Annotated in this window: 13 protein-coding genes; 5 read left to right on the top strand and 8 right to left on the bottom strand. The window is 55.2% G+C overall.

Going from position 1 to position 21,789, the window contains the following annotated elements:
• Positions 1 to 31 precede the first annotated feature (31 nt).
• Entirely contained in the window at positions 32 to 949 is a 918-nt protein-coding gene (locus ABLQ08_RS05030) for a DMT family transporter (RefSeq protein ID WP_352940022.1), read from the bottom strand.
• Between the two features lie 231 nt (positions 950 to 1,180).
• Between ABLQ08_RS05030 and ABLQ08_RS05025 the strand changes: the two genes are divergently transcribed.
• Complete coding sequence (locus ABLQ08_RS05025) at positions 1,181 to 3,340, top strand: malate synthase G (RefSeq protein ID WP_352940021.1); 2,160 nt, start codon at positions 1,181 to 1,183, stop codon at positions 3,338 to 3,340.
• A 360-nt stretch (positions 3,341 to 3,700) separates the two neighbouring features.
• On the opposite strand, the gene ABLQ08_RS05020 is transcribed toward ABLQ08_RS05025, so the two are convergent.
• A complete protein-coding gene (locus tag ABLQ08_RS05020; RefSeq protein ID WP_352940020.1) occupies positions 3,701 to 4,516 on the bottom strand; it encodes a dienelactone hydrolase family protein in 816 nt (271 codons plus the stop codon).
• Between the two features lie 523 nt (positions 4,517 to 5,039).
• Here ABLQ08_RS05020 and ABLQ08_RS05015 point away from each other — a divergent pair.
• The 3 genes from ABLQ08_RS05015 to ABLQ08_RS05005 all read left to right on the top strand — a co-directional run bounded on the left by ABLQ08_RS05015 (position 5,040) and on the right by ABLQ08_RS05005 (position 11,182).
• On the top strand, positions 5,040 to 8,066 hold the full coding sequence (locus ABLQ08_RS05015) for a filamentous hemagglutinin N-terminal domain-containing protein (protein WP_352940019.1): 3,027 nt from the start codon (positions 5,040 to 5,042) through the stop codon (positions 8,064 to 8,066).
• Positions 8,067 to 8,191: 125 nt separating this feature from the next.
• Positions 8,192 to 9,760, top strand: coding sequence for a ShlB/FhaC/HecB family hemolysin secretion/activation protein (locus ABLQ08_RS05010; protein WP_352940018.1), 1,569 nt, complete (start codon positions 8,192 to 8,194; stop codon positions 9,758 to 9,760).
• A 153-nt stretch (positions 9,761 to 9,913) separates the two neighbouring features.
• A complete protein-coding gene (locus ABLQ08_RS05005; protein ID WP_352940017.1) occupies positions 9,914 to 11,182 on the top strand; it encodes a hypothetical protein in 1,269 nt (422 codons plus the stop codon).
• A 200-nt stretch (positions 11,183 to 11,382) separates the two neighbouring features.
• Here the strand turns inward: ABLQ08_RS05005 and ABLQ08_RS05000 are convergent, their stop codons facing one another.
• From ABLQ08_RS05000 to ABLQ08_RS04985, 4 genes are all read right to left on the bottom strand, one after another.
• Positions 11,383 to 13,524, bottom strand: a complete 2,142-nt coding sequence (locus ABLQ08_RS05000) for a caspase family protein (RefSeq protein WP_352940016.1) — start codon at positions 13,522 to 13,524, stop codon at positions 11,383 to 11,385.
• Positions 13,525 to 13,659: 135 nt separating this feature from the next.
• Positions 13,660 to 14,871: a mandelate racemase/muconate lactonizing enzyme family protein gene (locus tag ABLQ08_RS04995; protein WP_352940015.1), complete on the bottom strand. Its 1,212-nt coding sequence runs from the start codon at positions 14,869 to 14,871 to the stop codon at positions 13,660 to 13,662.
• An 11-nt stretch (positions 14,872 to 14,882) separates the two neighbouring features.
• Positions 14,883 to 16,370, bottom strand: a complete 1,488-nt coding sequence (locus ABLQ08_RS04990) for an aldehyde dehydrogenase family protein (protein ID WP_352940014.1) — start codon at positions 16,368 to 16,370, stop codon at positions 14,883 to 14,885.
• A gap of 1 nt (position 16,371) precedes the next feature.
• The gene (locus ABLQ08_RS04985) at positions 16,372 to 17,982 is read right to left on the bottom strand and encodes a GMC family oxidoreductase (protein WP_352940013.1); all 1,611 of its coding nucleotides are present in this window, start codon (positions 17,980 to 17,982) and stop codon (positions 16,372 to 16,374) included.
• Positions 17,983 to 18,158: 176 nt separating this feature from the next.
• Here ABLQ08_RS04985 and ABLQ08_RS04980 point away from each other — a divergent pair, with 176 nt between their 5' ends.
• The gene (locus ABLQ08_RS04980) at positions 18,159 to 19,046 is read left to right on the top strand and encodes a LysR substrate-binding domain-containing protein (protein ID WP_352940012.1); all 888 of its coding nucleotides are present in this window, start codon (positions 18,159 to 18,161) and stop codon (positions 19,044 to 19,046) included.
• Between the two features lie 18 nt (positions 19,047 to 19,064).
• Here the strand turns inward: ABLQ08_RS04980 and ABLQ08_RS04975 are convergent, their stop codons facing one another.
• Complete coding sequence (locus tag ABLQ08_RS04975) at positions 19,065 to 21,455, bottom strand: fatty acid cis/trans isomerase (protein ID WP_352940011.1); 2,391 nt, start codon at positions 21,453 to 21,455, stop codon at positions 19,065 to 19,067.
• Positions 21,456 to 21,462: 7 nt separating this feature from the next.
• Positions 21,463 to 21,717 (bottom strand): hypothetical protein, encoded by a 255-nt coding sequence (locus tag ABLQ08_RS04970; RefSeq protein WP_352940010.1) that lies wholly within the window; start codon positions 21,715 to 21,717, stop codon positions 21,463 to 21,465.
• Between the last annotated feature and the right edge of the window lie 72 nt (positions 21,718 to 21,789).

Raw genomic sequence — 21,789 nt, 5'->3', positions numbered from 1 at the left:
CGGCCGCCGCGCGTGTCCGGCGGCTCCCGTGCTACCGGCTTCCGGCCTTGCGTTCGGACAGCCAGATGCCGCCGAGAACCAGGAAAAGCGCCGTGCCGTGATGCCACTCAAAGGGCTCTCCCAGTATCGAAACGGCAAGGACCGCTGCAAATATCGGTACCAGATTGATGAAGACACCAGCTCGCGCCGGACCGATCAGTTCCACACCGCGCATGAAGAAAATCTGCGCCAGGCAGGACGGGAACAGTGCAATGTAAAGCACCACCAGCCAGCCCTGTAGTGTCGGCCACTGTGCGGTTTCTGTTGACAGCTCAAACAGAAATCCGGGAATGGATGCCACCACCGAAATACCGGACAGAACGGCAAAAAAAGTCAGGCTGGACACCTGCGGCCGGTTTCTGAGAGAGAGTGTATAGCCGGAATAAAGCACGCATGCGATCAGCATGATGCCGTCGCCCGGATTCACCGCGAGCGCCAGCAGGGTTTCAAGGCTGCCCTGCGCGGCAATCATGGTCACACCGGCCAGGGTCAGAAGAATGCCGAAGACCTGAAGAGCGCGTGCCTTCGTGCCGAAGGCGATGACCGAACCGATCAGCACCAGAATTGGCATAGACCCCTGGATGATGCCGAGATTGACAGCCGTCGTCTGGGTTGCGGCTATGTAGAAAAGGGTATTGAAGCCGACAAAGCCGAAGACGGCCATCAGCGTCATCAGCACGATGTGGGGACGCATGACAGGCCACTCGGCCTGAATGCGTTTCCACTGTAGCGGCAAAAGAATGCCGGCCACGATCACCCAGCGTAAAAACACGACCATCATGGGCGAGACTTCCCCCATGGCCAGGCGCCCCGCAACCGTGTTGCCACCCCAGAACAGGGTCGTCAGACCCAGCATCAGGAAGGCGTTGCCGTAGGTCAGATCACCGAAACGTTTTGCGAGCGCGTACATCGAAATCTTTCTGCGCAGGGGAGAAATGAAAGCACATCGGTAATCGATGATCGACCTCGAGCAAAGCCCATTCTTTTTGTATACCGACCTATACTGTTAGAGATAATGACCTGGATCTTTTCCGAAATGGAAAAAGTCATGGGAGCGGTCGAACAATTGACGATCAGCCGGTTTGCCCCCAAAACACCGGGTAAACGTCCACGGACGAAGTGAATTATCGGAGATTAGAGTATGACAGGCCGCATCGACGCCTATGGATTGCAGGTTGCAGAAGTTCTTTATGATTTTGTCAACGAAAGCGCTTTGCCGGAAACCGGTGTCGATCAGGAACATTTCTGGAAGAGCCTCTCGGAGTTGATCCACGATCTTGCGCCCCGGAACAAGGAGCTGCTGGAAAAACGGGCAGTCCTGCAGGAGAAGATCAACGCCTGGCACAAGGCCAGCCCGGGCACTCCGGACATGGACACGTACAAATCGTTTCTGACCGACATCGGGTATCTGGTGCCGAAGGGCGAAGACTTTGCCGTCGGAACCCAAAATGTCGATCCGGAAATTGGACAGGTTGCCGGTCCGCAGCTTGTCGTGCCGGTTATGAACGCACGCTACGCTCTCAATGCCGCCAACGCCCGCTGGGGCTCGCTCTACGATGCGCTTTACGGAACCGACGCCATGGGCTCCAAGCCGCAGCGGGGCGGCTTTGATGAAGCGCGCGGCGCCGAGGTGATCGCATACGCTCGCAAGGTTCTCGACGAAGCCGTGCCTCTCGATGGGGCCAGCTGGTCGGATGTGACCGGCCTTGCGGTCAAGGACGAAGCGCTTCAGATTTCGACGGAGGCCGGCACCGCTTCGCTTGCCGACAAGGCTCAGTTTGCAGGTTATTCCGGTGACCCGTCTGCGCCCTACAAGGTTCTTCTGGTCAAGAATGGGCTCCATCTGGAAATCAACATCGACAGCCAGCACTCGATTGGCCGCACCGACAAGGCGCATATCTCGGACGTTGTTTTGGAATCCGCCATGTCGACGATCATGGACTGCGAGGATTCCGTGGCCGCAGTCGACGCGGAAGACAAGGTCGTTGTCTACACCAACTGGCTCGGCCTGATGAGAGGCGATCTGGAGGAGACGTTCGAAAAAGGGGGGGGAACCATCACCCGGCGCATGAATGGCGACCGCAACTACACCGCTCCCGACGGCAACGCCCTGACCCTTCATGGCCGCTCTCTGCTGCTGGTGCGCAATGTCGGCCATCTGATGACCATTGATGCGGTTCTGGACAAGGATGGCAATGAAGTGCCCGAGGGCCTTCTCGATGGCATGATCACCGCCCTGATCTCCTTGCACGACATTGGTGCGAACGGCCGCGGAACGAACAGCCGCGCCGGGTCTGCCTACATCGTGAAGCCGAAGATGCACGGCCCGGAAGAAGTCGCGTTTGCCTGTGAAATCTTCAGCCGCGTCGAAGACGCGCTCGGCATGGAGCGCAACACGCTCAAGATGGGCATCATGGACGAAGAGCGCCGCACGACGGTGAACCTTCAGGAGTGCATTCGCCAGGCAAAAGACCGGGTGTTCTTCATCAACACCGGTTTCCTTGATCGCACCGGAGACGAAATGCATACCTCCATGGACGCCGGACCGATGATCCGCAAGGGCGACATGAAGGCGGCGACCTGGATCGGCGCGTACGAGAACAACAACGTTGATGTCGGTCTTGCATGCGGTCTGCCCGGACACGCCCAGATCGGCAAAGGCATGTGGGCGATGCCCGATCTGATGCAGGCGATGCTTGAGCAGAAAATCGGTCATCCGGTGTCCGGCGCCAACACGGCCTGGGTTCCGTCACCGACGGCAGCAACGCTGCATGCATTGCACTATTACAAGGTGTCTGTCGCAAATCGTCAGGCGGAGCTTAAGTCCCGCGAAGCCGCGAAACTGGAGGACATTCTGTCCATTCCGGTCGCTTCCCGTCCAAACTGGGCGCTGGAAGACGTTCAGGCGGAACTCGACAACAACGCACAGGGCATTCTCGGCTACGTCGTCCGCTGGGTGGAGCAGGGCATTGGCTGTTCCAAGGTGCCGGACATCAACAATGTCGGTCTGATGGAAGACCGTGCGACCTTGCGCATCTCCTCCCAGCACATCGCCAATTGGCTGCATCATGAAGTTGTCAGCCAGGATCAGGTGATGGAGACCATGAAACGCATGGCTGCTGTCGTGGACGGACAGAATGCCGGTGACCCTGCCTACCGTCCGATGGCGGATGACTTCGACAGCTCCGTCGCCTTCCAGGCAGCTTGCGAACTGGTATTTGAAGGCACAAAGCAACCGAACGGTTACACCGAACCGGTGCTTCACCGCCGCCGGATCGAGTTCAAGGCCAAGGTTGCCTGACGAAAAGAGGCGCGGCCGCAGGGCTGCACTTCATCGAACGCCGACTGCAGTTATCAGGTTTCCCGCTGTCTTTTTCGGGCAGCGGGAAAATTTGTTTTGAGCGTTGGATTGACGGCAGTTTCGGGAAGGGTGGCATTTGCTGCGACTAGACTAGAGGACAAGTCGAGTCCCAGGCACTGGATAATGCCGACACGGCACTTTGAAGCTCCAGACATTTTTTGTTGCCCGACGTTTTTTGTTGAATGTCGCCCTCTATCCTTCGTTGCGAGAGGTCAACTTTTGACAACGGAAGCTTATTTGGAAACGCTGACTGCCAGCCTGAGAAGGAGACCGCCTGGCTCAAGGTCCGTTCCGACCGCATTATTTTGATGCCGAAGAACGATTGGTTACACGCAGAATGAATTTGGCGATCTTGTAACGCCATATCTGAGAGTTTGGTAACGTCTGGTTGCCTTTGAAAGATACGTTGTCATCGAGATCCAACTGGTCGCTGAGCCAGTTATATCTTGTCTGCAAGGCATTGGCGTCAAATGCATGATCGCAGTCCTGCCAGTCCACGGCTCTGGGATCGGGAGCGGCAGCAATCTGGGCATCGGCATCGGTTTTAGAAATGAACTCATCATGCTTCGCAAACTGTAGAAGCAATGATGTTCGCACTTGAGGCAAGCAACGAATGCCATCGAACGGCTCGACCAATTGTGCAGCGTCAGCAACCGCGGATGTCAGCCAGACGTGCGACAACATTCCTGTACCGGCCATGAGGGCAGCAGCCTTCATCTCAGGAACGGTTTTCAGGAATGCGCCACCTATTGATGCTCCAAGACTGTGACCAACGAAGGCCAGACGGCCAGTGTCGACACCCGGCTGTGCACTCAGATACTCGAGAGCCCGCTGAAGATCACCAACGAGTTGCTCACAAAACGCGAAAGCGGCCGGCGCGTTCTTGGTAGGGATACGAGGTCCCTTGCGAGAGCCGAAGCCCGGAGCATCGATTAGAAGCGAAGTAGCGCCCGTCGCCGCATACATCTCGGCCTCGCGCACAAAACTCGTTCGGTCACCAAATCCCCAATGTAGAAACAAGATGCCAGCCGATGGATTTGAGGAGCTGCTTGGAACAAGCAGAGCGGTTATGTCGTCGTTTTTGCTGCCTTCAAAAGATAGTTCTTTGATCAACATTCATGTGCACTCAGATAGGCCAATTTTCAAAGTCACGAGTTTGCGCCTTGGAAGCAGCGCATCCGTTGAATGGCCTTCTGCCCTTGTGGCAATCTTTATGATCCATTCTGCCGCAGACTTACTTGCTTGTTCTTGACTTACCATGAAGCATTCCTCAGAAAAAATTCCAATGTGAAGTTTTTAAGTACTTGAATTCAAAAATGTCAAATCAGCATAATTTCAAGTAATTTCATATATATTCTTAATATATGTCGTACCTAGATCTCACTTGTAGTTTTTTATGGTATGATAAAGTGTTATCGGTCGCCAAATATCAAACTAATTTTTAAATTAATCTTTGCCAAAAAACGATATCTGGTTAAATTTTCTATTTTTCATCGAAAATTATGTTGTTTTGTTCTGGATTTATTTCAAGACATGGCGGATGTGGGAGATTGTTACTCTGAAGGCGTCAAGGGGGTAAAATTCATGGATATCAGTACTCAATAAATTGATACAGTAGATACAATTGAAACATGTTTTCATGTTACTTGATTTCATTTCTCGAATTATTGATTTAGTGGAGTTATTTCTTGATTCGGTGATTTTGAATCAAGTTAAAACTTTATTAATGCTTGATATGTGGGCAGGAATTTTGTCGGGGGGCCGAATGACGAACCAAACAAGTTTTTCTGCCGCGATGCGAATTGCCGCCTTGATGTTGCGAGGTACGGCAATTGCAACTGGTGTCGTCAGCAGCGTAAGTGCTGAACCGACGGGTGGAAGCGTTCAAAGTGGCGACATTGCGATCGAGACTGATGAGGTTACCAAAACAACCACTCTAAACCAGACCAGTCAGACCGGTCTGATACATTGGCAGTCCTTCAACATTGCCCCTGATGAGACGGTAAACTTCGTCCAGCCCTCCTCTGATTCATTGACGGTTAACAAGGTGGTGGGGGCAAACAATCCAAGTATGATTTTTGGCAGCATGAACGCCAATGGAAATGTCATGTTGCTGAACGGTAACGGCATCCTCTTTGGTCCCGGCGCGAAGATTGATGTGGGCGGACTGATCGCCTCGACAATGGAACTTGAGGACCCGGCTCTCTCGGATCTGAGCAATGTCAAACTGATCACTCAGGAGGGGTCGGATGCCTCTGTTGTGAACAGCGGAGCCATCACCGTCGCGGAGGGCGGGCTTGTGGCGCTGGCAGCTCCCGGCGTTGCAAATATGGGCGTCATCAATGCGAAAATGGGGACGGTAAATCTGGCCTCAGGAAAAAGCATGGTGCTGGACCTCGCCGGCGATGGGCTCATCAACATAGAAATGTCCGACACGCTCGCAGAAGCAAGGATTGCCGGGGCAGATCCCGCGAACACGATTCCAGCAGGCGTTTTGACGACCAAAGGGTCGATGGTGAATGCGGAAGGCGGAACTGTCCTCGTGACAGCAGCGTTTGCCAAACAGGTCATCAATTCCGCGATCAATCTTTCCGGGTTGACCGAAAATGCTCCGGTAATCGATCTCCAGGGAGACATATCTGCTCCGAATGGTGGGCGCATCGTTGTGCACGCAGGTTCGAGCAAAAACGGCTTCGAGGACGAGACGATTTTGCCCCCCTCAGCCCCGCCGCTGAACGGCATTGAATACCAGGACGAGAAACTTGCAAACGAGGTGAAAGTAAGTGGGACGCTGAGCGTCGAAGGTATCGAGATGGGGCAGGACGGAGGCGCAATCGTTATCTCCGGGCAACACATCCATTTGGAAAATGGTTCTGTCCTGAATGCAAGGGGGCTGGGTGGTAGCGGTCGCATTTCAGTTGGGAGCAACAAAAACTTCAGTCCAACCCTTTCGGGGAGTGCCCAGTCTATTGACGATGTTGCAGGCAATACGAATTACAAGTCACCGGTCGCGACGAGTTTGCGTGTGGGAGCAGAGGTCCAGCAGCTGGTCAACGTCGGCGATGAAGACACCAACATCGCCAACGCAGCCTATGTTGAATATTTCGAGGGTAATACGCCCTATATCATGCTTTCCGGTCACGACGGAGCATATGCGCCCGGCAAAGCAGATCCTGACTTCGATCCCGATGAAAGTGTGGGGGAAAAACATTCCGGCAATCACGGTCGGGACACGAATATGTCGATTGTAATGGATGCGGCCTCCGCAGCTCTCGGCGATCTAAGCCCCGGTGCCAAGCCGTACACATTGAACTTTAATATTCAAAGGGCTTACGTAGACGTCAATCGTTCATACCTGAGACCGGAACAAAAGAACGATGCGATCCATGAGGATAGTTGGGTAACCTACGAGCAGGGGGAATATGACCTGGCTGTAGATGCTTATAAGAGCTGGCATATTCTCGCCAACAAGGCGACGGAGAGCGTTGAGACCACTCATGGGTCCGGTTTCCTCATAGACCTTCATGGATTTTCGTCATCAGGAGATCCACACGCTCACGATGACGACAAACACATCGACAATTTTGATGTGCCTGTGGAAGTGATGGTCGGGTATGGCGCGATAGATCATGCTGATCTGGAAATGATCTACGAGAACATTCACAACGACGTTGATACCAAGCATCCCACCCTTTTTGCGAACGAATCCTCGCTTCTTCACCTGTATAAAAACGAAAATCCAGCCAACAATATGCAGGAGATCTATGATCTGTTTTTGGGAACCAAGTCATTTTCTTATGCGCTTCAACAATCCGTCAATCTCCTGGATTTCGATGCAGACGATGATGGCCAGGACATATGGGTCACTCCGCTGGAGGACAATCTTCCAAAGCCGCTGAATGGCGGTTTTGATGAACCCGAGGCGACAGTGCATCACTTCTATCAAGGTGGCTACAACACGGATGCTCACGGCTCGGGCGGTTCTGGTCTCAAGCCGGAACCATACGGATATGGAGCAGTCGACGCAGTTCAAGTGGAAGCGCCTTCGCATGTGAGATGGGTTGACGAAGCTCCCGAGAAGTTCGGAGCAGCGATAGGCGGCGCGACGGCTGATTATCTGACAACGGTCTACAATGTCGACGTAACGCAAGATGCTCAAAAGATTTCAGATAACAGTGCTGCCAAAGTGCAAGGCGATGCCCAGAACTACTCCGAGGAACTGTTGGGAGAATTGCCGGAGTACTCTGATGTGGTACCTCCGCCCGCTCCTGACCCCGTATTACCACCGTCCCCGGACCCGGAACCCGATCCTGATCCAGTTCTGCCACCATCGCCGGATCCCGAACCCGATCCTGTACCGGATCCGGTTTTGCCGCCCTCACCAGACCCGAAGCCTGATCCCGAGCCAGTTGCACCAACTCCGATGCCCGTACCCGATGACAGAGATGCCGGAGTAAGTACAGACGACGCATACAGAACGCTAGCGGAGCCCGACCAAGATCGGCAAAGGGGCAGTGCCGGGATCGATGCGCGCTGGGCACTGATGAGTGTTTCGAAGTGTTTGAACCATTCCATTGATGCTCACGCTTCGTCCGAACAGAAAGTGGTCGATAAGAAAGCGGACTGTTCCGCAATCATATCAACCAATGACAGTTCGTCTCGATAATGAGCGTCCATCTTTTGAGGGCTTGCTGTTTTGCAAGCTTCCTTCTCTCCGTGCATCTGCCTGCGCAAGGTAATGAACGGAGCCTGGCCTCTTCTCGTAACCTTCTGAATGATCTGAACAATGAGTTGAGTTCTCCAGCACCAGTTCAGAAAGGAGATCTTTCACTCAAAGAAGTTCAGAAGAAAAAGCCGGATGAGAAAAGTGACATCGATATTCTTATCGTCGGAGTCGAGTTCAAAGGGAACACGATTTTCTCCGATCAGGAACTTCGATCGCCTTGGCAACGTTTTCTCAACAAGACCAGCAAACTTGACGAAATTCTTGCAGTCGTTGCGGAACTCACGGCGAAATATCGCAACGAAGGTTATTTCCTTTCCACGATTGTACCTTTAGCCGTCAAATCTGGTGGTGGCTTCAAAATCCAGCTTGTCGTGGTTGAGGGATACATCGATCGAGTGATACTCGAGCCGATCAGGGATGGTTTCTTCCTTGGTCCAGATCGGGAACGTATCCTGGCATACGCAGAAAGGATCAAAGCCTCGCGGCCATTGCATATCGATGATCTGGAAAGGGGCCTGCTTCTAATTCGCGATATGCCCGGGGTTTCCGTGAAGTCTGTTCTCAGGCCGTCTGCCAAGACAGCGGGAGCGGCCGATTTGCACCTGCTGATCGAGCACGATGAATTCAGTGCGCGCTTATCGAAAAACAATCGGGGCAGCAAAACCCTGGGGCGGTACCGCGTCCAGGGATCCGTCTCGTTGCGATCCTGGACGGGACGCTCTGAAGAAACCTCTCTGGGTGTATCAACGCTGTTGCCTGCACAAGACGGTGCCGGTTCACTGGGGCACCTTCAGGTCAGTCATAAAGAACTCATTGGCAACAACGGGTTATCTTTCACCTCTCAGGCCTCGTATCTTCGCTCTGAAGAAGGAGGGGTGCTAACGCCGTTAGGTGTTGAAGGAACTGCGGGGCTTGTGTCGGCGCGGTTGGACTTCCCCTTTCTAAGGAACAGGAAACAAACACTTCGTGGCCATATCGAAGGTCGTTATCAGACTCAGAAGTCTCGTCTTATGGGCGAAACAATAACGCATGACACGATCTGGTCGGTACGCGCAGGAGCAAGTTACGAGAAGCGGAGTAATGGCCGGATTGCGGGTGCTTTTCTTGCAATTTCAAAGGGCTTCGACGTGTTCGACAACACGGAGAGAAACTCTTCGCAGGCTTCGAGAACCGGGGGATGGTCTGATTTCGCGAAAATTGAGGGAGGGGCTCGGATCGATCAAGCACTTTGGGGAGGCCTGATCGGGCGGCTCACGATTGATGCGCAGTATAGTCCAACGCGGCTTTTGGCGTTGGAGGAGTTTTATCTCGGGGGCTCACGATACGGACGGGCATACCAGGCTTCTTCTCTTTCGGGCGATAGCGGTTTCGCGGCGTCGATTGAACTGTCGAAAACATTTCCACTCCTGGATCCCGTTTCCATTCAGCCCTATGCCTACATCGATGGGGGCAGGGTGTGGAACCACGATCCTTCGGGAAACAACTCCCTGTTTTCAACCGGGGCGGGGGTGCGTACGATTTTCGGCGAAAAAGGTTGGTTTGATTTGTCGCTGAATGTTCCGTTGTCTGGTCATGATCTCGATGACCGTGAAGAAGCTCCACGTCTCTATTTCAGTGCAGCAGTCACTTTCTAGAGGAATTGGCAGGTGGGTTGTGAGTTCCGGTGAAGGAGGAAACAGAATGTTCTGTTCAATTTTTGAAAGGAGGAAATTGGGTGTGCTTACCTTTCGTTCAACTGAAATGAGTGAGTTTACAGTTTTTTCCTCGAGGTTTTGTGTGAAGTTCAAATGCTCGTTTTGATGACCTTCATGGTTGGATTTGCATTTGTGGTTTTCGGGCACTGGGGTTTGCACACCCGCCCGGGGCAGCAGATGTTCCCTGAAATGGCAGGCATGATCCCTGCGTTTGTCCAGATTGCAGGATACATTCTTCTTGCAGTTGCCCTTGTTCTTCCTTTGGTGCTGAGCTTTTTTTTTAAGGGGAGCAGGCGCGGTGACAATGCTTCTTCGAGTGCCTCAAGCTACTGGAGGAAGGCACAAGATTATCTTCCTTCCTGGTTTGTAGCGCTGTTCGTGCTGTTTCATGTCTTGTGCGCTTCGACCGTTGGCGTTCACGGGTTGACCGTGGCTTTCTTCTGGTTGGAGAGCACGCCTTTAACCTGGGTTTCATTGGCGGTTCTTGTGATTGCCTCGCTGGTGGGATTCGCTCTTTTCATTGATTTTGTGAAGATATTCTATGCTGCACGATGGGGTTGGGAAACGGAATTGCTGTTTCTTGGTCAGGATCTGGAGAACAATCAGATCCTTCTTTCAAGAACAGGTTCGGAAAAGAACATCCAGCGAGTTCCTGGATCTCTCTACGATCAGGGAAACTGGTTTTTTGACAGGTTTTCCGATTTGGAATGCAGAACCGTAAACCGTTTTGGATCCGAGCCTAAGGATGTAATTGTCGCCGACGAACTGAGCTCCAAGCGGATCATAATGTTTGCTTTTATGCAAATCGTTTTGGGGGGCGTTCTCTTCCTGATTGCTCTTTCAGCACTTGGAACTTACCTGGAAGCTGAAGGCAAAACCCGGTTCGTGATTGAACCAGCAGAATCTTCATTTGTGACTGCGCTATCGTGGTTGACAACGGCGTTTCCGCTAACGGTTTTCACCGTAGCTCTGATGCTCACTGCCTGCCTTTTCCTCCTGCTCCATTTGGCGGCGCGAACACAGAAGAATCTTCTTGGCCGGTTTCGCAGCAAAACCGTCGAAAAGCTTCCAACGTTTGTAACCTCTGGCGAGAGGATACTGGGAGAAATCATCGAGTACTCTGTTGAGCAGACCCATTCTGAAGCCGGTAAAAACTCAAAACGGTCTCATCACAATTTGCTCGTGAAGTTTAAGTGTATTTGGGATGTTCCAGTCTTTCTGCGCTTGAGCTTGCCTGAAAACGGGACCACGAGGACATGGCTCAAAAGAATTGATCACGGTTTGCCGTTCGGCGAGCAATTCATCATCCAGAATGACTTGTCCATATGGCCGCATGATCTGTCCATTGATCAAGATCGGTAATTGTATTCAAAGGCATTGAACCGGCCTTGGTCATGACAAAGAGGGAACGTCAGGGCGAATGGCTTGGCGGGGCTGGGCACTCTAGCCTGACCGTCTGAAGGGCTTTGCCTTGTGAAAGCTTGGATCTGAGAAACACGTCCAAAAGTTCGAATATTCGGCTTGCACGATCAAATAGAGCTCGGGGGACCACGGTTCAGTTCTCACGGGTTCTGGGCCTCGGCCACCTGGAACAGCGTTGCAAAACGAACCGGCCAACCATCGCGACAGGCGCAGAGCCGCGCCATCGCTGCCCGTGTTCCCGGTCCGACATCTCCGTCTATGGGACCTCGATACCTGGCCTTTGGCGAACGCGCGAGCAGATGTTGCAAGGCGCGTGTGGTGGCGACCGGCCATTCATCGGCTTGCCGCAGATATGGTAGAGCACTCCCGGCAGCCAGTGCTTCGAAATAAGACGATGCGGCGAGCGAAGGGTTCCGTTCAAGACCGCGCCCGGTCTCATGACCATAACCGACTTCCACGATCGCAAGCGGGTCGCCACCCATCGCCGCTTTCTTCGTCAGCTTGATCGAGAGTTCCAGGTCTGGCCGAACGCCGTCCCCGAGACGATAACGCCGGGCAAGGAGAAGGGCAGCTTCTATGTCGTTAGCGTCGACTGCGATATGCAACAACTGAATGCCGCGTGAAATGTTCCGTAGCTCAGGTGCCGTTCTGGGCGACAGGTAAAACTTGGCCAACCGCAAGCGAGCATGTTGATGTCCGCCATCCGCTGAGGCTTCAAGCCACGCAATTCCCTTTCGTCGCTGACTGATACTGATGTTTGACATCGAAATCAGTTTGGAGCCGGCCTTGAATTGAGCGGTGACATCACCACCAGCCGCGGCAATTTGATAGTACTCGAGCGGCGACTTGCCTCTGACGACAAGCCGCGCACCGTTGTCGGTGAAGAAGTCGCCCAGAAAGCGCGCGGCTGCCATATTGCCGTTGGCAACAGCCTCCTCGAGGATCGCGACAGCTTCTTGCGCGTCTTTCAGCCCTCCGGGAGCCGTGAGCATGGATTTGCCCAAAAAGAAGCCGGCCGCTGCATATTCAAGTTCAATCGAACGGGACAAGGCCTTTCGTGCCCGATCCGGAAAATTGGCAGCGGTCAGTGCGCGCGCCAGTTGGTAATGGCTCCGCGCGCTGTTCACGTGACCTGAAGTCGCCAGTGTACAAGCCGTCACAGCTGCGCTGACATCAATCTGCCCAAGTTCCACGCCAGTTGCTTCGCGCGGTCGATCCGGATCGTCCGGGTCGGCGGCAAGCTGGTCACAGGCGCGAATGAGGGGGCTGTCTTCCACGGCAATTGTGTGGCTTGGCATCTGGCTTCCGGAAAGGCTCTGATCTCGGCGACGAAGGGCCGCCAGCTTATCGCGGGCACGGCCGATCACGTCTTCGGAAGCCACTCCGTCATATTGACCAATGAAAGCCTGCCAACTTCCCTCCGAGTTGCGAGAATCGGCTGCGAGAAAGTCCCGGAGGATTTCAGCAGTCGAGGGGCCGGTCGGAGGGGGAGCGGCGAGGTAAATGTCGGCTGCAGGCAACGACCCGTATGTAAACGGTTCCTGGAAACCCCGAGTGTTGTTGAGCACTGTGTCACGCACCCGCCGGAACAGTTGTCCGATTTCCAGCCCGGGTGTTTCCATGTGCGCCAGCAACGCTTCGGCATAAGGACTGTTTCGACCCGTACCATCCATCGCCACCGTGCCGCTCTTGGCCGAATAACCAACCAATACTCCCGCCTGCGGCTCGATTCTGCTGAGACCGCGGCTCAAGGATCGCGTAGATGCGTCCGCCATTCGTCTGAGGAAGGGATTGTCACGGCAGGCATCGAGCAACAGCAGGCGGAGCGTTTTGGCACCCTCGACAGCCTGAAGGAATTTGTGCATCTCGGTGGCTTCGAAAGTTACGTCGGAGGGATGCTCGAGAATTGCATCGACAGGCACAAGATAGTTCCTCTGGTCGATCTCGATACCGTGCCCGGCGAAGTAAATGATTGCCATGTCGGCGGCATTGGCCTTGCGGGAGAAGTCGCGCAAGGCAATGTTCAGCGCGCGTGAGTCAAGGTTGTGGCGCTCCTCCACGGTGAAGCCGAGCCGTGTCAGTGCCGCGCCTATGTCCGCTGCATCGTGACTGGGATTGGTTAGCGAAGGCACCGAACTGTATTGAGAATTGCCGATGACCAGCGCCACTCGAACATCTTCGGCTGCCTGCACTGATGACCCAGCCAGAATGAAACTGGCGAGTATCCAGAACAAGTATCGGTAGCGCCAACGCTGCGTTGGTATTTCCGCTATACTTCCCATGCGGAATGCTACCATGCGGCGCACATAACGTTAAGTTGCAGAACACCAGTCTAAAGTGTTGTTGCGGCCGGAGAAGAGGCTTGTTTTGGCTCAACTCATTCAAGTCAGCGGCAATTCGTGCGTTGCGCCTTTCATTCAAAGTGGCGCTGCCGGGCTTTCCTGAAAGCCGAGATGCAACTCCTCGCCGTGATAGGGGTGAGCTCGGGCAAGGTCTTCGTTGAGATCGTGGCCAAGGCCGGGTTCTGATGAAGGGATGACATAGCCGTCTTCCCAGCGGATCGGCGTTTTCAGGAGGTCGGCATAAAAACCGTCGAACGTCCTGATGGACTCCAGAACCAGAAAATTCGGGCTGCAGGTGGCCAGCTGAATATTTGCAAGAGCGACCAGGGGACCGCAATAAAGGTGCGGCGCAACTTGCGCTGAATGACATTCCGCCATCGCCGCGATCTTCTTGGCTTCCAGCAATCCGCCGACGCGGCCGAGGTTCATCTGCAGGATGCTGGCTGCACGCGTTTCCAGAATCCGTGAAAACTCGTATTTGGTGCAGAGCCGTTCACCGGTGGCAACCGGAATGGAGGTGCTGCGCGCAACTTCTGCCATGTCTTCCGGTTTTTCCGGTGGCACCGGTTCCTCGAACCAAAGCGGATCGTAGGCTTCCAGCCGCCGGGCCATGCGCTTGGCTCCTGAGACGGTAAACTGGCCATGCGTGCCGAACAGGAGATCGGCTCCGGTCCCGACCGCTTCGCGGATGGCACGGCAGAAATGTTCCGAACGCTCCAGATCCGCCAGACTGGGTTGGTGGCCGTCGTAGATTGTGTAGGGGCCGGCCGGATCGAATTTCACCGCCGTGAAACCTTGAGCCACTGCCTTGGCAGCGGCTTCCGCAGCCATGTCGGCATCGTTATAGACATTGGGCTTGTTCGGATCCGGATATACATCTCCATCTGCAGGATAGAGGTATGTGTAGGAACGCAGGCGCTCGTGGATCTTGCCTCCAAGGAGTTCGTAGGCCGGTTTGCCGGCCGCTTTGCCGATAATGTCCCAGCATGCCATCTCCAGGCCCGAGAGAACGCCCATAACGGAGACGTCGGGGCGCTGGGTGTATCCGGCGCCGTAGGTCTTGTGCCAGAGCTTCTCAATGTGGTGTGGATCTTCGCCTTCGAATTGCCGCCGGAAAACGTCCTTCGCCATTTCGGCGACCAGATGGGGTCCGAAAGTGGCATTATAGATTTCGCCATAGCCGACACCCCCGCAAGCCGTGACCAGCTTGACGAAAATGAAATACCGGCCGCCGTGGCGCGGCGGCGCGTTTTCAACGACAAACGTCTCGATCTGGTCGAGCTTCATGGGGAACCCGCCTAACTTGCGTTGCTGATGGTAATCGACTTGACCTTGGTATAGGCATCCAACCCTTCCCAGCCCTTTTCGCGGCCGTATCCGGATTTCTTGTTGCCGCCGAACGGCAGTTCCAGGCCACCTGCCCAGTAATCATTGATCGAAACCTGGCCACAGTCCATCGCCGCAGCAACACGCATGGATCGGCCGACATCGCGTGTATAGATGCTGGCGATCAGGCCGAACTCGGTGCCGTTGGCCAAAGCAATCGCTTCGTCTTCTGTCTCGAAGTTCTGGACGGAGAGAACCGGGCCGAAAATTTCCTCCTGAACGGCGGGATCATCCGGGGTCAGGTCCGCAAGGATGGTCGGCTGGAAGAACCATCCCTTGCCGGTATCGGGGTCCGTTGTAACATCACCTCCGGTGAGCAGGTTTGCACCGCGAGCCTTGGCGGCATCCACATGGGCCTTGATACGCGACAGATGCAGTTCGGAGTTGATCGCTCCCATATCGGGAGCCGTCAGGCCGTGACCGACCTTGATCGCTGCGGCACGTGTTTTCAGTATGTCGAGGACCTCGTCCCTGATCGACTTGTGCAGGATCAGCCGCGAGCCCGCCGAGCAGATCTGGCCGGAGTTGGAGAAAATGGCCCAATAGGCACCGTCGGCGACTTTTTCCGGATCAGCATCTTCAAACGCAATCAGAGGAGATTTGCCGCCAAGTTCCAGTGTCAGGCGTGTAACATTGGGCGCCGCCATCTGTGCGACGTTGACACCTGTGGTGACCGAGCCGGTGAAAGTCAGTTGCTTGATGCGCGGATCGCGTGCCATCTTGGCTCCGACATCGGACCCCAGTCCTGTGACGACATTTACCAGCCCCTCCGGCACACCTGCTTCGCACAGCAGCTCGGCCATTACAAGCGCCGTGAAGGGCGTCGTCTCAGCAGGTTTGGCAACCACCGAGCATCCCGCTGCAAGTGCCGGTGCGATGCCGCGTGCAAAGGTCGATGTCGGGTAATTCCATGGAATGATGTGTCCCGTGACCCCGACCGGTTCGCGCACGGTAAAGGCAGTGTAGTCAGTGCCGAGGTTGACCGAGCGTCCATCCAGTTTGTCGGCTGCGCCGGCATAATACTCAAACAGCCGGGCGGATGACTGGACGTCGCCCTGCGCCTCGGCCAGCGTCTTGCCGCTGTCGATCACCTCAATGACGGACAGGCGGTTCGCATTGTCCCGGAAGACTTTGGCAACGTTGTTGAGAATTCTGCACCGCTCTCCCGGAGAGACCTGCCGCCAATGCCCTGCCGCGCGCTCCGCCGCCTCGATCGCCCGGTCCATTTCAGTGTCGTCACCGAGCGAAAACTCGGCAAAGGCCTCGGCGCGGCCCGGGTCCAGGCTTTCCATCTTGCAGCTGGAGGCCGGCAACACTTTTCCATCAATGAAATGACCGTCAGGCAGGGCACCCAGCCTGCCGGTTTTCAGGTAGTCTTGTGCTATTTCCTGGGCTGTCATCTTATGCTCTTTTCCGGTCTTCAAGAATGAGGTCTGCTCCTTTGAGGGCCAGCATCATGGTTGGGGCATTGGTATTGCCTGATGTGATATTCGGAAAGGCGGAGGCATCAATGACCCGCAGCTTTTCGATACCATGAACTTTCAGGCGGCTGTCGACCACGGCGGTCATCCTGTCATCACCCATGCGGCAGGTGGAAACGGGGTGGAAGACGGTCGATGCACGCTCGCGAAAGTCGGACAGAATGCCTTCGTCGTCCAGACTGGCAAGGTGAGGGGAGACCGACGCCTCGACCAGACTGCTCAGCGCTTCACTGGCCATGAGTTTCTGGCAAAGCCGACCACCCGCAATCACGGATTGCCGGTCTTCCTCCGTGGAAAGGGAGTTCGGCTGAATGCGGGGCGCGATACTTGTGTCACTGCTCCTAATGTCCACCCGGCCACGGCTGGTCGGCCGGGCTGGCTGGGCGCATATGATGAAGCCGTTGAAAGGATCGAGCGCCAGTCTTGATCTGCCGTTGTCAGGTGTCAGGCGATAACTGATCGGGTTGAAGTAGAGTTGCTGATCCGGGCGGTTCAAGCCGGGGGTGGAGCGAACAAAGCCCCCACACTGATTTACTGATAGCGACAAAGGTCCTTTGCGTGTGACGGCATATTGAAAGGCCGCCAGAGCTTGTCCCCAGAGTGGACGCAACACCGCGTTCAGAGTGGGCTCTTTCGCGACGAAGGTGAAATTGGCCGCCAGGTGGTCCTGCAGATTTCCACCGACATTGTCGTTCGCGTGGACCACCTCAATTCCAAGTTCGTGCAGCAGTGCCCCGGGGCCGATGCCCGAAACCTGAAGCAGTTGCGGGGAGCCGATCGCGCCCGCCGACAGGATCACTTCCTGCCGGGCGATAACTCTCTCGCCGCTGGCCAGCTCGACACCTTCTGTTTTCCTGTCCTTCAAAAGAAGGCGTCTGACGGAGGCGTGTTTCCGCACGATCAGGTTATTGCGTTTCAGGGCGGGGCGCAGGAACGCGCGGGCAGAAGAGCACCGAATTCCATTGCTTGTATTGATCTGGTAGACGCCGCCGCCTTCCGGATAATCTCCATTGAAATCCTCTGTCCAGGGAAGACCGACTTCCCTGATCGCACTGAAGAAATGGCGGTTCAATTTGTGCACACGGTCGGTCACGTTCTGAACCTGGATGGCTCCGCGGCCATCACGTTCGCCATGTGGGGTCACCTTGGTTTCGAGACGCTCGAAAGTTGCCTTTACATTCTGCCAGCCCCAGCCTGCAGCACCGGAAGTTTCCCAGTCTTCGAAGTCGCCGGGCAATCCTCGGCAATAGACCATGGCGTTGATCGAGCCGGACCCGCCAAGCAGTCTGCCGCGTGGCCAGAAGGCGCTGCGTCCGCCCAGCCCTTCATCCGGTTCGGTCCGGAACCGCCAGGTCCGTTTGGGATCAGAGTTGAGTTTGCCGTATCCGAGCGGCAGCGACACCCAGGGAGAAGCATCCGAACCTCCTGCCTCCAGCAGCAGGACGGTTGTGTTCTGATCTTTGCTCAGCCGTTCGGCCAGTATGCAGCCGGCGGAGCCTGCACCGACGATGACGTAGTCAACTTCATTCATTCACGGCGATTCCCGAGGTGTTCACTCTGAACTTACTTTCTGCGAGGCGCCGGAATTCCTGAAGCGAAAAATTATTTGGCCTTACCTTGAAAAATTTTGAAGGAAAGTATTGATAGGCAAGGTTGGATTGGCTTTCCGACCTCTATCAAATGGCTATCGCGAAGCTGAGTGATCGAATGGCGTACAATCTTCCTTCATTGCCATGGCTGCGGTCTTTCGAAGCTGCTGCACGTCTAGGTAACTTCACGCGGGCTGCCGAGGAATTGCTGATCACGCCAGCAGCAGTCAGCTATCAGGTCCGTCAGCTGGAGCAACATCTGGGCTATCCGCTCTTCGAACGGGCACACCGGGAACTGGTGCTCACGCGTCTCGGGCAAACCTATCTGCCGACCGTCGAAAAGGCATTCTCCGATCTGTCCATCGCAACGGTCTCCGTCTTTGGCGAACGGGATCGCAGGCCTGTACGGTTCCGGTGCCTGAACAGTTTCGGCCAACTCTGGATGATCCCCAGGATCAGGTCCTTTCAAGAGGCGCATCCGGGCATCGAATTGCAGATGATCTCGGCGTCCTGGGCAGAAACGTTAAGCCCGGAACTCTTCGACATCGACGTTCGGTTCGGAGACGGAAGTTGGACCGACGGAGCGGTGGAGTTTCTGCTCAATGACCCGATCATTCCCGTCTGTCATCCGGACCGGGCATTGCCGTCGGGCGGAAACGATCTCGATTTGCTCAGCAATGCAAGCCGTCTGGACATCATGGGTGTTGTTGACACCTGGGAAAATTTCTTCCGCAGTTTCGGTCATGCGGTCCCGCCTCGAAACGGATTGCAAGTCGATCAGACCCTGTCTGCATTGGAATTGGCGGCACTGGGTCACGGTCATGCCCTTGTGCTGCAGACCCTCGCAGATCCCTATCTTGAGAGTGGCAGATTGGTTCGCTCTTGCGAACGCAAGCTGAAGAGCAGGCACAGCTACTATCTTGTGACCGACAGGCCGCGTCAGGCGCTAAATCCTGACGCACAGATCTTTTGCGACTGGATGATCGGGGAATTAGGGGCGGCTTGAAGGCGCCCGATGCCATCTTCAGTCGAACGAGAACGTGTATTCAAACAGCCGCTCGATCGGATCGGACGGCTTGGGATCGACATAGCGGTTCAAGTCGAGAAGACTGGCCTGAACTGCATTTTGCGCGTTCATGTGAGCTTGCACGAGGTCAAAAGTCGACCAGAAGTTCGGGTGGGTCCTTCGAACGCCGAAACGGTCTATGACATCCACATAGGCGTCCTGGCTGTCGATCTCCCGGACCGCCTCGACAAAGGCTGGCAGGTCTTGCGAGCTCACCCTGAACACGAAGTTCGGATAGCTGCCGAACTGGCCTGGAACGATTGTGAGTGTGTCCTTGTCCGGTTCCCGGCGCAGGTCCTCGTTGAAAATGAACGCGACATTGCTGTGCGCCTTGTCGTGCGCCAGCGTGAACACTTCTTGCGACGTTTCAGTTTCCACAACGAGCACGGAGATATCCGGAAGGTATTTGGCGAAGGGAGCTGGCTTGACGGTAAGCGGGCGAAGCTGCCCCGCAATCGTACTCGTCGGCGCACATACGTCACCTTCACAGCGATTTATGGGGTCGCTGACAGGCCAGAGCATGGGCTCGATTTCCAGCAACCTGCCAAGAAACTCTGCTTTCGGCTGACCTGTCTCGAATGTCACTCCGGTAGGAGAAGTGGCATCAAGCGGTGTTTCCTTCCAGATATCTACCAGATTGACGAGAGGACCGCGGTACCAGCTCTCGTGCATCGGACGACGCATTTTCGGTGGCATGAAGTTCAGGAACATCCGCTCGCCTTCCCGGCGCAGGCTGTCCATGTAAATCCGTGTCGTCAGCTGGTGTTCGACATTGCCAAAAACATCAAACCCTGCAACGAGATCGTAATAGATCCGCTCAAACAACGGAAAGTCGATCACCCATGCGGTTTCCGGAATTGCGCCCTCATAGCCTGTAACAACTGATGCCGAGGAGAAGTTGCGGTAGATGGTCAGGCGCGCATCTAAGTTCGCCCCGTCACCGTCCCATATGTCGTCATAGCCCAGCCCGCCCTTTTGCTCGGCGCGAACGGCATAGCGGTCGCGTCTGAACGCCTGGTATTTGACCGGTCCTGCCAGCAGAAAGCTGTTCAGGCGATCCTGGAGCTTGCCGTCGGACTCCGCAACGGGGAGCTCCAGCATTGGAATTGCCTGTTCCAGGAATGTCGGATCAATCACGGACAGGTCAGACCCCGGCGCAAGAAAGGACACCCAGAACCTGTCCTGAATGACGTTAACGGCAACCTGGCCGTAACAGACCGGGCCGCGGATGAACGAGCGAACGAAGTACAGCGCGTCATCCAGCAGAAACTGGTAACGGCTGCGTGCGGGAATGGCCTTGAATGTCGAAAGCGGATTGCCTCCTGCCGAATTTGAATAGGCAGGGAGAACAGCTACAGCCCAGTCCGGTTTTTGAAAGAGATCCTGATATCTCTTCAATCGCTCTGGCCCGATCTCGTAGACGATATGTTCCTTGTGCAGGATGGTGCCGTCTATCGGGATAATCCGGTAATGGAAATTGCCACCTGGATCATCAAACGGGCGACGCGACGGGATCTCATCCGGCGGCACGCCGGAAGGGGTCCGGGAGCGGATGATGCGGTAGAAGCGGTCCGGGCTGTCGTCTTCAAGATGAAGATGCGCAAGAAACAGGTGCTCAAAGATGTAGCGCGCGGTCAGCTTGGCCTTTGGATCTTCCTGATTGAAGAAGGTTTCGATTTCCCGGATCTGTTTTCTGACCGCCTCCGGCCTTTCCGCCTTGGTGCTGTCGGCCGCAGCACCGTCTGCCGCCCAGGCGAGCAGGCGTTCATAATCTTCACTGGGCAGGGGAGCGGTTGCGAAAGGCATGCCTCCGAAGGGATGATCGGATATGTAACCGCTCATTTCTGAAGAGGCAGGACAGCTGTTCTTTCGGGAGGTGCCTATGTCGATCGTGTCTGGCAGGGGTGCCCCCAGATCCAACGTATTCTTGCGTCCCAATACCAGCATCTGTTCAAGTACTGACGGCGCACCGTTGCTTTGCGTAACTGAGAAGAACCCTTTCTTCCGCCATTCCGGAACAGTCTTGGCATCAATGCCAAGGCGTGTCATCGGTGCATCCTGTAGCCGGGAGGAATCGTAGACCTTTGCCTTGGTCGCACCGCGCTGCCAGCCATCAGCAGAGGACAGTTTCAGTTGGCAGGGCGCGTCATAGCAGCCATGGCAAACGACGCAACGTTTGTTCAGAACATCCTGTATGGACGCAGGGGCGCTCGAAACGGCTTTGTCGGTTGCCAGGGCATTTGTGGTGACGAAAATTGAAAGAAAAACCACCAGTTGGATGACCTGCAAGAAGCCATAGCAGAGCGGATCAAGAAACTGTACCGACCGGCTGCTGGTGTCCTGCTGCATTGGCTGCCTATCCCTCGTTGTCATCCATGCGCGGGCGCGTCTTCCGGCTTGGATCGTCCGGTCCCTTGTACGTGACAAGGTAAGCCCAGGCAGCATAAAGGCAGATCGCACCGGCGATAAAGACCCAGGTTGTACTGCCGGTAAGATACTCTACACCCGTCCAGCCGGCACAAAAAGCTACCAGCAGGATCCGGCACCAAAGCGGGTCCAGCCACGGATGTTCAACAGGTCCAAACACAGTTTCGCCCTTCTTGTAAGTCATCTGGTCAGTGCCTTAGGCACAGGATTGCCGCTAGGGGAACCTCAAGAGACTGCAAAATCAAGCGAAATTTGG

Source organism: Roseibium sp. SCP14 (assembly GCF_040329475.1).
Lineage (GTDB): Bacteria > Pseudomonadota > Alphaproteobacteria > Rhizobiales > Stappiaceae > Roseibium.
This window is presented reverse-complemented; position numbering and strand designations above follow the sequence as displayed.

Bases quoted from the DNA above. Each gene is read 5' to 3' on its own strand.
- ABLQ08_RS05000 (WP_352940016.1), bottom strand. From the start codon at position 13,524: ATGGGAAGTATAGCGGAAATACCAACGCAGCGTTGGCGCTACCGATAC.
- ABLQ08_RS05005 (WP_352940017.1), top strand. From the start codon at position 9,914: ATGCTCGTTTTGATGACCTTCATGGTTGGATTTGCATTTGTGGTTTTC.
- ABLQ08_RS04995 (WP_352940015.1), bottom strand. From the start codon at position 14,871: ATGAAGCTCGACCAGATCGAGACGTTTGTCGTTGAAAACGCGCCGCCG.
- ABLQ08_RS05020 (WP_352940020.1), bottom strand. From the start codon at position 4,516: ATGTTGATCAAAGAACTATCTTTTGAAGGCAGCAAAAACGACGACATA.
- ABLQ08_RS04975 (WP_352940011.1), bottom strand. From the start codon at position 21,455: ATGCAGCAGGACACCAGCAGCCGGTCGGTACAGTTTCTTGATCCGCTC.
- ABLQ08_RS04980 (WP_352940012.1), top strand. From the start codon at position 18,159: ATGGCGTACAATCTTCCTTCATTGCCATGGCTGCGGTCTTTCGAAGCT.
- ABLQ08_RS05025 (WP_352940021.1), top strand. From the start codon at position 1,181: ATGACAGGCCGCATCGACGCCTATGGATTGCAGGTTGCAGAAGTTCTT.
- ABLQ08_RS05030 (WP_352940022.1), bottom strand. From the start codon at position 949: ATGTACGCGCTCGCAAAACGTTTCGGTGATCTGACCTACGGCAACGCC.
- ABLQ08_RS05015 (WP_352940019.1), top strand. From the start codon at position 5,040: ATGTTACTTGATTTCATTTCTCGAATTATTGATTTAGTGGAGTTATTT.
- ABLQ08_RS04985 (WP_352940013.1), bottom strand. From the start codon at position 17,982: ATGAATGAAGTTGACTACGTCATCGTCGGTGCAGGCTCCGCCGGCTGC.
- ABLQ08_RS04970 (WP_352940010.1), bottom strand. From the start codon at position 21,717: ATGACTTACAAGAAGGGCGAAACTGTGTTTGGACCTGTTGAACATCCG.
- ABLQ08_RS04990 (WP_352940014.1), bottom strand. From the start codon at position 16,370: ATGACAGCCCAGGAAATAGCACAAGACTACCTGAAAACCGGCAGGCTG.